Annotated in this window: 12 protein-coding genes; 9 read left to right on the top strand and 3 right to left on the bottom strand. The window is 69.8% G+C overall.

Features of this window, described 5'->3' with window-relative positions:
- The first annotated feature begins 70 nt into the window (after positions 1-70).
- Positions 71-1,525 (top strand): hypothetical protein, encoded by a 1,455-nt coding sequence (locus tag AU196_RS07360; RefSeq protein ID WP_157546118.1) that lies wholly within the window; start codon positions 71-73, stop codon positions 1,523-1,525.
- Between the two features lie 56 nt (positions 1,526-1,581).
- Here the strand turns inward: AU196_RS07360 and AU196_RS07355 are convergent, their stop codons facing one another.
- A complete protein-coding gene (locus tag AU196_RS07355; RefSeq protein WP_011560844.1) occupies positions 1,582-1,896 on the bottom strand; it encodes a type II toxin-antitoxin system VapB family antitoxin in 315 nt (104 codons plus the stop codon).
- A gap of 154 nt (positions 1,897-2,050) precedes the next feature.
- Between AU196_RS07355 and hrcA the strand changes: the two genes are divergently transcribed.
- Genes hrcA through AU196_RS07340 form a run of 3 tightly spaced genes read left to right on the top strand, consistent with a single transcriptional unit; the run spans position 2,051 to position 5,059 of the window.
- Positions 2,051-3,094 (top strand): heat-inducible transcriptional repressor HrcA, encoded by a 1,044-nt coding sequence (gene hrcA, locus AU196_RS07350; RefSeq protein ID WP_059094476.1) that lies wholly within the window; start codon positions 2,051-2,053, stop codon positions 3,092-3,094.
- 54 nt (positions 3,095-3,148) lie between these two features.
- Entirely contained in the window at positions 3,149-4,303 is a 1,155-nt protein-coding gene (gene dnaJ / locus AU196_RS07345; protein ID WP_059094444.1) for a molecular chaperone DnaJ, read from the top strand.
- 12 nt (positions 4,304-4,315) lie between these two features.
- A complete protein-coding gene (locus AU196_RS07340; protein ID WP_059094443.1) occupies positions 4,316-5,059 on the top strand; it encodes a 16S rRNA (uracil(1498)-N(3))-methyltransferase in 744 nt (247 codons plus the stop codon).
- Here the strand turns inward: AU196_RS07340 and AU196_RS07335 are convergent.
- Positions 5,030-5,626, bottom strand: a complete 597-nt coding sequence (locus AU196_RS07335; protein WP_231737437.1) for a DUF998 domain-containing protein — start codon at positions 5,624-5,626, stop codon at positions 5,030-5,032. The two genes, AU196_RS07340 and AU196_RS07335, sit on opposite strands and share 30 nt — an antisense overlap.
- 112 nt (positions 5,627-5,738) lie before the next feature.
- Here AU196_RS07335 and AU196_RS07330 point away from each other — a divergent pair, with 112 nt between their 5' ends.
- From AU196_RS07330 to era, 5 genes are read left to right on the top strand one after another with little or no spacing between them, the layout of a single operon-like run.
- Complete coding sequence (locus AU196_RS07330; protein ID WP_059094441.1) at positions 5,739-6,818, top strand: PhoH family protein; 1,080 nt, start codon at positions 5,739-5,741, stop codon at positions 6,816-6,818.
- Positions 6,819-6,822: 4 nt separating this feature from the next.
- The gene (ybeY, locus tag AU196_RS07325; protein WP_059094440.1) at positions 6,823-7,356 is read left to right on the top strand and encodes an rRNA maturation RNase YbeY; all 534 of its coding nucleotides are present in this window, start codon (positions 6,823-6,825) and stop codon (positions 7,354-7,356) included.
- The gene (locus AU196_RS07320) at positions 7,353-8,663 is read left to right on the top strand and encodes a hemolysin family protein (protein WP_059094439.1); all 1,311 of its coding nucleotides are present in this window, start codon (positions 7,353-7,355) and stop codon (positions 8,661-8,663) included. Before ybeY ends, AU196_RS07320 begins: the two co-directional genes overlap by 4 nt.
- A gap of 46 nt (positions 8,664-8,709) precedes the next feature.
- A complete protein-coding gene (locus AU196_RS07315) occupies positions 8,710-8,973 on the top strand; it encodes a cytidine deaminase-like protein (RefSeq protein ID WP_502687227.1) in 264 nt (87 codons plus the stop codon).
- Positions 8,970-9,878 (top strand): GTPase Era, encoded by a 909-nt coding sequence (gene era / locus AU196_RS07310; protein ID WP_059094437.1) that lies wholly within the window; start codon positions 8,970-8,972, stop codon positions 9,876-9,878. Before AU196_RS07315 ends, era begins: the two co-directional genes overlap by 4 nt.
- Here the strand turns inward: era and AU196_RS07305 are convergent.
- A complete protein-coding gene (locus AU196_RS07305) occupies positions 9,875-11,389 on the bottom strand; it encodes an amidase (protein ID WP_059094436.1) in 1,515 nt (504 codons plus the stop codon). The genes era and AU196_RS07305 overlap by 4 nt on opposite strands.
- Positions 11,390-11,402: the final 13 nt, after the last annotated feature.

The following is an 11,402-nucleotide window of genomic DNA, read 5'->3' as shown; positions in this document are numbered from 1 at the left end:
CGTCTCAGTGAAATCTCAGTTAGCGTCCAGGCGCCGCTCAGGTGCGGCACCTCACTTCAAAGGAGATCTCGTGCAACTAGCCCTTCGCTCCGACGGTTCGTGCCCCGGGCCCCAGACCGACTCGGCGTACTCGACGCCCCGGCCCAACAAGTTGCTGCTCGCCAGCATCGCGGTGGTCGGCGCCGGCGCCATCGCCGTCACGCCGGTCGCGCCGAACGTGTCCGAGATCCAGCAGCGCGCCTTCGAGTTGACCGCCAATGCGAAGGTCACCGACAGCCCCGTCGCGGTGTACGGGAACCTGTTCGAGAACGGGTTCGAGAACCTCACCACGCTCGCCGGCGCCCTGACCGCGAATCCGTTCCCGATCCTGACCCAGCTGGCCGAGAATCAGGCGGGCTACCTCGGGCAGATCAGCGAGGGATTCCTGGGGGTCCCCGAGGCGTTCGAGAACTTCTGGAACGGCGCCAACGGTAAGGTCCTCCTGGACGAGGCCAACGCCGCCCTGCAGAGGGGTGAGTTCGCCGAGGCCTACGATCGCCTCAACCGCTTCAACGTCTACTCGCTGACGATCCTGTCGCCGATCGCCGAATGGCTCTTCTCCGCGCAGCCGAGTCCCCGACTTCCCGAGGGCCGCATCGGTATTCCGGAGCAGATCGCCCAGAACTTCACCGACGTGGTCGCCACGATCTTCGACCAGGGTGGCGTCGTGAACGGCACCACCAAGTCGTTCCTCGGCCCGTTCATCGGCGTGAACTTCGAGATCGCACTGGCCGCCGAGGCTTTCGTCGCGGCGGTCCAGGACGGTGACGCCGCGGGCGCGGTCAACGTGCTCGTCAACACCCCGGGCACCGTTTTCAACGCCCTGTTCAACGGTTACGTCAACCCGGCATGTGGCGATGAGTGCGCCCCGAGCCAGTACTTCCCGGGTCTGATCAACAGCACCGGGCCGATCGTCGACCTGTTCGTGCGTCTCCCGAACGCGATCGCCGACGCGCTGAAGCCGAACACGGCCACCGCTCCGAGCCTGCAGGAGGCGCGCACCGCCGACGTCTCGTCGACGGCGCTCGTGTCCGCTTCCGACACGGTGGTCGTCGACGTCGAGGAGACCTCGCTCGGCGACGAGGCATCGGCCAAGCCGGCCGCCATCGAGTCCTCGGTTCCCCTCAAGGACGTCGAGGTCCCGGTGACCGTCACCGAGGAGATCGTCGGGGAGGCGCCGGTCGTGGTCGACGAGACCGCCGCGGACACCGCCGTCGAGAAGAAGGCGCCCGTCCAGGATCTGCGCACGGCGATCGCCGAGCATCAGGCCGCCGCGTCGAAGACGGTCCGCGACGCGATCGGTTCGCTCACCGGCGGCCGTCACGCCAGCAACAAGGAAGCGACCGGGACCGCGTCGGATGCGGCGCCGAAGCACGCCAAGGAGTCCGAGGCCAAGGATGCCAAGGATGCCAAGGATGCCAAGGACGCCAAGGACACGAAGGCCGAGTCGAAGGACTCCGCCCCGTCCGGCGCTGCCTCCGAGTAGAACCATCACCGCATGAGCCGGGCCCCCTCCGCGAAGAGGGGGCCCGTTTCATGCGTCTAGATCTGTTGGGAGTACGGCACGTCCATGTCGTAGAGCCGGGCGTGCAGCACCGTGCGGTTGCGCAGGGCCGAGCGCACCGCGCGGTGCAGTCCGTCCTCCAGATAGATCACGCCCTGCCAGCGGACCGCGTGGGGGAACAGATCGCCGTAGAAGGTGGAATCCTCGGACAACAGCCGATCCAGCGCGAGGACGGTCGTGGTCGTCACGATCTCGTCGAGCCGGATCTGCCGGGGCGGGATACGCGACCACTCGCGATAGCTGAGACCGTGCTCGGGGTAAGGCTTACCGTCGCGGACACCTTTGAAGATCATCAGCGCGCCTTCGGTTGCTCGGCCCCCTCTACGACGAAGGTTAGCCGAACCTCGACCGGGGGTAGTCACGCGTACCGCGCGATGCGGGAGACGGCGGCTGAGCACCGTAAACTGGATGCGAACTGCGCTGCGATCCGAGAGGTGGGTGAACACCATGGGTAGTGCCGACGACCGTCGCTTCGAGGTGCTGCGTGCCATCGTCGCCGACTTCGTCGCCACCAAGGAACCGATCGGCTCCAAGACCCTGGTGGAGCGACACAACCTCGGAGTGTCCAGCGCGACCGTCCGCAACGACATGGCCGTCCTCGAGGCCGAGGGCTACATCGCCCAACCGCACACCAGCTCCGGGCGGGTACCCACCGAGAAGGGCTACCGCGAGTTCGTCGACCGCCTCGACGACGTCAAACCGCTGTCGTCGGCCGAACGGCGGGCGATCCTCAAATTCCTCGAGAGCGGCGTCGACCTGGACGACGTGCTGCGCCGGGCGGTGCGGTTGCTGGCGCAGCTGACCCGCCAGGTCGCGATCGTGCAGTACCCGACGCTGTCCACCTCGACGGTCCGTCATCTGGAGGTGGTGGCCCTCACGCCCGCGCGCCTGCTGCTGGTCGTCATCACCGACACGGGACGGGTCGACCAGCGCATCGTCGAACTCGGTGACGCGATCGACGAACACGAACTCGCGACGCTGCGCGATCTGCTGGGCCAGGCGCTGGAGGGGAAGCGGCTCTCGGCCGCCTCGGTGGCCGTCTCCGACCTCGCCTCTCACCTGAGCGGCAGTCCGGGGATGTCGCACCGACTGGCCGACGCCGTGGGCCGTTCGGCCACCGTGCTGGTCGAGACGCTCGTCGAGCACGCCGAGGAGCGGCTGCTGCTCGGCGGCACCGCGAACCTCACCCGCAACACCGCCGATTTCGGCGGCTCGCTGCGATCGGTCCTCGAGGCCCTCGAGGAGCAGGTGGTGGTGCTGCGGTTGCTCGCCGCGCAGCAGGAGGCGGGCAAGGTGACCGTGCGGATCGGTCACGAGACCGAGGCCGAACAGATGGCGGGCACGTCGGTGGTCACCACGGCCTACGGCAGTTCGGGCAAGGTCTACGGCGGCATGGGTGTGGTGGGTCCCACTCGGATGGACTATCCGGGAACTATCGCTAATGTCGCTGCGGTTGCTTTGTACATAGGTGAGGTCCTGGGTACGCGATGAGCGCGTCGAAGAGGAAGTCGTAACAGCCGGTACACCGGCACTGAAAGGTCAAGCGTGGCACGCGATTATTACGGCCTGCTCGGAGTGAGCAAGGGCGCCAGCGATCAGGAGATCAAGCGCGCCTATCGCAAGCTTGCCCGCGAGCTGCACCCCGACGTCAACCCCGACGAGGAGGCGCAGGCCCGGTTCAAGGAGATCAGCGCCGCCTACGAGGTGCTGTCCGATCCGGAGAAGCGCCGCATCGTCGACCTCGGCGGTGACCCGCTCGAGAGTGCGGGCGCGTCGGGCGGCAACGGATTCGGCGCCGGATTCGGTGGGCTGGGCGACGTGTTCGAGGCGTTCTTCGGCGGAGGCGGCGGCTCGCGCGGGCCGATCGGGCGTGTCCGGCCCGGCTCGGACTCCCTCCTGCGGATGCGTCTCGACCTGGCCGAATGCGCCACCGGCGTGACCAAGCAGGTGACCGTCGACACCGCCGTCCTCTGCGACCTGTGCCACGGCAAGGGCACGCACGGCAACTCGACGACCGCGACGTGTGACACCTGCGGCGGCCGCGGAGAGATCCAGACCGTGCAGCGCTCGCTGCTCGGCCAGGTCATGACCTCACGGCCGTGCCCGGTGTGCGGCGGGGTCGGCGAAGTGATCCCCGACCCGTGCCACCGCTGCGGCGGTGACGGCCGCGTTCGCGCCCGGCGCGAGATCAGCGTCAAGATCCCGGCCGGGGTCGGCGACGGCATGCGGGTGCGGCTGGCCGCTCAGGGCGAGGTCGGACCCGGCGGCGGACCCGCCGGCGACCTGTACGTCGAGGTGCACGAGAAGCCGCACGACGTGTTCGTCCGCGACGGCGACGACCTGCACTGCACGGTCTCGGTGCCGATGGTCGACGCCGCGCTGGGCACGACGGTCAGCGTCGACGACATTCTCGGCGGGCCGGTGGAGCTGACCATCGCCGCCGGAACCCAGCCCGGCGCGGTGACGACGCTGCGCGGCCACGGCATGCCGCACCTGCGCTCGGGCGTCCGCGGCGACCTGCACGCCCACATCGACGTGGTGGTGCCCGCCAAGCTGGACCACACCGACATCGACCTGCTACGCCAGCTCAAGGAGCACCGCAGCCGCGACGTCGCCGAGGTCCGCACCAGCAGTTCACCCGCCGCGTCGAACTCCGGCGGTCTGTTCAGCCGGCTGCGCGAGACGTTCACCGGCCGCTAGGAGGGCTCGTCGGTGCGCGACCTGTTCTACGTCGACGCGCTGCCCGAGGTCGGTGAGGTCGCCGTCGTCGACGGCGATGCCGGGTTCCACGCCACCACCGTGCGGCGCATCCGCACCGGTGAGCACCTCGACCTGGGCGACGGCGTCGGCGCCGTGGCGCACTGCGTGGTCGAGGACGTCGGCAAGGGCCGGCTGACCGCGCGGGTGCTCGACCGTCGGGTCGTCCCGCCACCCAGCCCGGCCGTGACCGTCGTCCAGGCGATCCCGAAATCCGACCGCGCCGAGTTGGCGGTGGAGTTGGCCACCGAAGCCGGCGCCGACAGGGTGGTCGCGTGGCAGGCCGCCCGATGTGTGGCCCGGTGGGACGGGGCGAAGGTCGACAAGGGTCTGCGCCGCTGGCGCGCGGTGGCCCGCGCCGCGGCGCGGCAGTCCCGCCGGCCCCACATCCCCCCGGTCGACGGAGTGGTGTCGACGGCCGAGCTGGTGCGGCGGGTGACCGCGGACGCGGCCGGCGGGACGACGGTCCTCGTGCTGCACGAATCCGCGACCGGCCCGCTGACCGAGGTCGATCTGACGCGACCCCGGGCGCTCACCCTGATCGTCGGACCCGAGGGCGGGATCGCCGACGACGAGCTCGATGCCCTGACTGCAGCGGGGGCCGTCGCCGTCCGACTGGGCCCGACGGTGTTGCGCACCTCGACCGCGGCGGCGGTCGGATTGGGAGCCCTAGGGGTGCTGACGCCGCGCTGGCAGTAGCGCCGCAGACAGGGCGAGCGCCGCGAACACCTGCCACGCCAGGATCGGGTAGACGCTCGCCCGTTCCCACACCGGCGAGGGCAGCACCTCCACACCGATCCACGCCTGCGCCGCCAGCACGACGAGGCTGAGCAGGCCGACGCCGCCGAGCGCCCGCGAGGCCAGCCGGTAGCCGAGCCCCGGGAGCAGCGACGCACCCGCCAGCGCCGCCGCGTTGCCGCCGACGATGGCGAGCGTCGCACCCACCAGATGCAGGGCGCCCTCGCCCGCGGGCACCGTCCCCACGAGGACGTTGCCGATCGCGTTGGCCGCCGCGCATGCGGTCAGCGTCCGGTGCCGCGATCCGCTCGCCAACACCGCGCCCAGCAGGAAGAGGACACCCTGTGCGGCGAACCCGGCGTTCATCAGCGCGGCCAGCGGCTGACCGGGAACGCCGAGGTCGCTGATGTAGTCGTGGGCGTAGCTGTAGGACGGCCGATACGCCGAGGCCGTCACGGCCTCGGCCGCCAGATAGGCCGTCGCACCGAGGATCCAGGCGGTCGCGGCGGCGCGGGGTCGGGGGGTCATCGGTGCTTCCTGGTTGACCATTGGGGCGGTGTCGTACCCGGCGGTAGACTGGGACCAGCGACGATACGGCCGGCCCGCCCGGACAAGACAGAAAGCAGGCAGAAAGCAGCACGTGACGCCCCGCGAAACGAACGCTGACTCGTCCGGGTCTTCTCTGGCCCCCATGACGGGCTCACCCACCACTGGCGCCCCCGTACGCAGCAGCAGGATTGACGTGCCGCCCGCTTCTGTCATGGGTCTGCTCGGCTCGGCCGACGAGAATCTGCGCGCCCTCGAAGGGTTGCTGGCCGCTGACCTCCATGTGCGCGGCAACGCGGTCACCCTCACCGGTGAACCCGCCGACGTCGCGCTCGCCGAACGGGTGGTCTCCGAACTGGTCGCCATCGTCTCGAGCGGCCAGCAGCTGACCCCCGACGCGATCCGGCACAGCGTCGGCATGCTCACCGGGACCGGTGACGAGTCGCCCGCCGAGGTGCTGACGCTGGACATCCTGTCGCGCCGCGGTAAGACCATCCGGCCCAAGACGCTCAACCAGAAGCGCTACGTCGACGCGATCGACGTGCACACCATCGTCTTCGGCATCGGCCCCGCGGGCACCGGCAAGACCTACCTGGCGATGGCCAAGGCCGTCAGCGCACTGCAGACCAAACAGGTCAGCCGCATCATCCTCACCCGTCCGGCGGTCGAAGCCGGTGAGCGCCTCGGGTTTCTGCCCGGCACCCTCAGCGAGAAGATCGATCCGTACCTGCGGCCGCTCTACGACGCGCTGCACGACATGATGGACCCCGAACTGATCCCGAAGCTGATGAGCGCCGGCGTCATCGAGGTCGCGCCGCTCGGGTACATGCGGGGAAGGACGTTGAACGACGCGTTCATCATCCTCGACGAGGCGCAGAACACCACCGCCGAGCAGATGAAGATGTTCCTCACCCGGCTCGGGTTCGGGTCGAAGATCGTCGTCACCGGCGACAGCACCCAGATCGACCTGCCGGGCGGGGCCACGTCCGGGCTGCACGCGGCGATGCGGATCCTCGACAACATCGACGACATCCACTTCGCCGAACTCACCAGCGCCGACGTGGTGCGTCACCGGCTGGTGTCCGAGATCGTCGACGCCTACGCCCGGTTCGAGGAGCCTGCGCAGCTCAACCGCGCGCAACGGCGGGCGTCCACCGGCCGGCCGCGGCGGTAGTGCGATGAGCATCGAGGTGTCCAACGAATCGGGCATGGACGTCTCCGAGGAGGAGCTGATCAGCGTCGCCCGGTTCGTGATCGGGAAGATGAACGTCAACCCGGCCGCCGAACTGTCGATGGTCCTGCTCGACACGTCGTCGATGGCCGATCTGCACATGCGCTGGATGGATCTGCCCGGCCCGACCGACGTGATGAGCTTCCCGATGGACGAGCTCGAGCCCGGCGGCCGTCCTGATTCACCCGATCCGGGACCGTCGATGCTCGGCGACATCGTGCTGTGCCCGGAGTTCGCCGCGAAACAGGCTGAGACGGCGGGTCATTCGCTGGGCCACGAACTGGCGCTGCTGACCGTGCACGGCGTCCTGCACCTGCTCGGGTACGACCACGCCGAACCCGACGAGGAGAAAGAGATGTTCGCGTTGCAGCGTGAACTGCTCGAGGAGTGGGTGGCCGACCAGGTCGAGGCATACCACCTGGACCGTCAGACCGAGCGGGACCGGCGGCTGCTCGACAAGTCCCGGTACTTCGACGAATGAGCGGACTTCCCCAACTCATCGGCGTGATCGTGCTCGTCGCGTTCGGTGGGTTGTTCGCGGCGATCGACGCCGCCCTGAGCACGGTGTCCATGGCCCGCGTCGAGGAACTCGTGCGCGACGAACGGCCGGGTGCGGTGCGGTTGCAGCGGGTGATGCACGAGCGGCCCCGCTACATCAACCTGATCGTCCTGCTCCGGATCGCCTGCGAGGTGACCGCGACGGTGCTGCTGGCCGCCTACCTGGACGGCCACCTCGGCGTCAGCTGGGGGCTGACCGCGGCCGCAGGCATCATGGTGGTCGTCAGCTTCGTCGCCGTCGGTGTCGGCCCGCGCACCGTCGGGCGTCAGAACGCCTATCCCATCGCCCTCTACACCGCGCTTCCGCTGCAGGCGATCTCAGTGCTGCTCACCCCGATCAGCCGGCTGCTGGTGCTGCTCGGCAACGCGCTGACGCCCGGCCGCGGCTTCCGTAACGGACCGTTCGCCTCCGAGATCGAACTGCGCGAGGTCGTCGACCTGGCCCAGCAGCGCGGGGTGGTGGCCGAAGAGGAGCGGCGGATGATCGAGTCGGTGTTCGAACTCGGCGACACCGCGGCCCGCGAGGTGATGGTGCCGCGCACCGAGATGGTGTGGATCGAAAGCGACAAGACAGCCGGCCAAGCCACCTCCCTGGCGGTACGCAGCGGACACTCCCGCATCCCGGTGATCGGGGAGAACGTCGACGACGTCGTCGGTGTCGTGTACCTGAAGGACCTCGTGCAGCAGACCTATTACTCGGTCAACGGCGGGCGCGACACCACCGTCGAACAGGTGATGCGGGACGCGGTCTTCGTGCCGGACTCCAAACCGCTCGACGAACTGCTCCGCGAGATGCAGCGCGACCGGTACCACATGGCGCTGCTGGTCGACGAGTATGGCGCCATCGCCGGACTGGTCACCATCGAAGACGTCCTCGAGGAGATCGTGGGCGAAATCGCCGACGAGTACGACACCGACGAGGTGGCGCCGGTCGAGGAACTGGGCAACCGGGAGTACCGGGTGTCCGCCCGGCTGCCGATCGAGGACCTCGGCGACCTGTACGACCTCGAGTTCGGTGAGGATCTCGACGTCGACACCGTGGGCGGCCTGGTCGCCCTGGAACTCGGGCGAGTGCCGCTGCCAGGAGCCGAGATCATCTGGGACGGGCTGAGACTGAAGGCCGAGGGCGGCCCCGACCACCGGGGTCGGGTGCGCATCGGCACGGTGCTGATCAGCCCCACCGAACCCGAGCCCGACGACCAGAGCGAACCCGAGGAGCGCGGTGACTGAACTCGACCCCGAGGATGGCAAACTCGTCGTCCTGGCCCGCGGTGCGATGGCGCGCGCCGAGGCCGCCAGTGGCGCCGCCGTGCGCGACCTCGACGGCCGCACCTACGCCGGCGCGCCCGTCGACCTGAGCGCGCTGCCGTTGACCGCCCTGCAGGCGGCGGTCGCCGCCGCGGTGTCGAGCGGCGCCGCCGGGTTCGAGGCGGCGGTACTGGTCGGTGGCACCGCCGACGATGCGGGTGTGGCCGCGGTGCGGGAGCTGTCGGCCGACGCCGCGGTCATCGTCACCGACCGCGCGGGGAAGGTCGTGTGAGCGAGTTCCGTTCGGGCTTCGTGTGTTTCGTCGGTCGGCCGAACACCGGCAAGTCCACGCTGACGAACGCGCTCGTCGGGGCCAAGGTGGCGATCACCTCGAACCGGCCGCAGACCACCCGGCACACCATCCGCGGCATCGTGCACCGCGAGGACTTCCAGATCATCCTCGTCGACACCCCGGGTCTGCACCGGCCGCGCACGCTGCTGGGGCAGCGGCTCAACGACCTGGTCAAGACCACCTACTCCGAGGTCGACGTGATCGGGCTGTGCATCCCCGCCGACGAGGCGATCGGCCCGGGGGACCGGTGGATCCACGAGCAGATCCGCGCCGTCGCGCCGAGGACGACGCTGGTCGCGATCGTCACCAAGATCGACAAGGTGCCCCGGGACCGGGTCGCCGCGCAACTGGTCGCGGTCAGTGAACTGGTCGGGCCCGACGCCGAGATCGTGCCGGTCTCGGCGACCAGCGGCGAACAGCTCGACGTGCTGACGGAGGTGCTCGCGAGCAAGCTGCCGCCCGGCCCGGCGTTCTACCCCGACGGTGAGCTCACCGACGAACCCGAAGAGACGCTGATGGCCGAACTGATCCGCGAGGCCGCCCTCGAGGGGGTGCGCGACGAACTGCCGCACTCCCTGGCGGTGGTCATCGACGAGGTCAGCTCGCGCGAGGGACGTGACGACCTGAACCCCCTCGTCGATGTGCACGCCATCCTCTACGTCGAACGCGACAGCCAGAAGGGCATCGTGATCGGCAAGGGTGGCGCGCGGCTGCGTGAGGTCGGGACGGCCGCGCGTACGCAGATCGAGAAACTGCTCGGCACGAAGGTCTACCTCGACCTGCGCGTCAAGATCGCCAAGAACTGGCAGCGTGACCCCAAACAGCTTGGGCGCCTGGGCTTCTAAGCCGTCTCGCGTAGGTCCAGATCGTCGCCCGGCGGTGCGTCGACCGTCGGGGGCGCCGCGGCCGGCGGCACCTGCGGCGTCTCCCACCACACCTCGGGCCGGCGGGCGGCCCACCCGCTGACCGCCTCGAGTTCGGCGGCCAGCGAGATGAGCAGCGGCTCGCTCTCGGCGGGTCCCATCAGCTGCACCCCGATCGGCAGCCCGTCGGTGGTGAATCCGGCGGGCACGTTGATCGACGGCCAGCCGAGCAGGTTCCACGGCCAGGTGACCGGACACGCCTTGATCATCGTGCGGTCGGTGGCCAGCCCGCCGAGCTCGTCGAAGGCGTGGACGCGTGGCGGCGGTTGCGCGGTGGTCGGCGCCAGCACCACGTCGCAGAGGTTGAACACCCAGCCGATCCGGCGGTGGGCGGCGGCCTCCTTGGCGCGCGCCTTGCGCAGGACGTGTTCGGACAGCAACCGGCCCATCCGCATGTTCGCCCGGGTGCGCTTGTCGAATTCGACGCCGTAGCCGAGTCGCTCCGACCAGTCAAGAAGCCCGGAGGTGGAGCGGGACAGGAAGTTCCACGACATGCCGACGGTGTAGTCGGGGTTCGCGGGCTTCACCGTGTGGCCCAGTTCCTCGAGATGGCGGGCGACGGTCTGCAGCGCAGCGCGGATCTCCGGGTGCAGTGTTGCGTGGAAGCCGGTGAAGGGAAACTTCGTCGACAACCCGATCCGCAACGGACCGGGCGCCCGGGCGACGTACTCCGACACCCGCACCGGCGCGGGACGGTGCAGGTCGCCTGCCGCGTTGCCCGAGGCCGCATCGAGCACCAGCGCCGCGTCGGCGACCGTGCGCGCGAGCACCCCGTTGACGGTGATGCCGTTGAACGCCTCGGAGAGCGGCGAGGTCGAGATGCGGCCGCGCTGCGGTTTGATGCCGACGAGATGGCACCAGGCCGCCGGGATGCGCACGCTGCCCGCGCCGTCGGAGCCGATCGCCGCGGTGACCAGTCCGGCCGCCACCGCCGCCGCGCTCCCGCCCGACGACCCGCCGGGAGTGTGCTCGCGCGACCACGGGTTGCGGGTGTGCCCGAAAGCCGGTCCGCTGGTGAACGGCCACTGGCCGAGCTCGCAGGTGTTGGTCTTGCCGACGATCACCGCGCCGGCGGCCCGCAGCCGGCGGACCACCTCGGCGTCGGCGGCGGCGGGCCGCACCGTGCCGCCGGTGCCGAACAGCGTCGGCACCCCCGCGATGTCCACGTCGTCTTTCACGGCGATCGGGATGCCCAGCAGCGGGCGCAGATCCCCTGCGGCGCGCCTGCGGTCGGCCTCGGCCGCGGCGGCGAGCGCCTGATCGGCCAGCACCACCCGGAACGCGTTGAGAGTCGGCTGGCTGGCGGAGATGGCGTGCAGTGACCGGCGCACCAGATCTTCCGCCGTCACCGCACCACTGGCGAGCTGATAGAGCTGGTCGGTCAGGGTCGGGAAGGCGGTTCGAGCGGGGCGGGGAGCAGACGGAGGGGCCATCGGCTCCAACCAT

Origin of the sequence: Mycobacterium sp. IS-1742 (assembly GCF_001500125.1) — a bacterium.
In the GTDB taxonomy this organism is placed as follows: Bacteria; Actinomycetota; Actinomycetes; order Mycobacteriales; family Mycobacteriaceae; genus Mycobacterium.
This window is presented reverse-complemented; position numbering and strand designations above follow the sequence as displayed.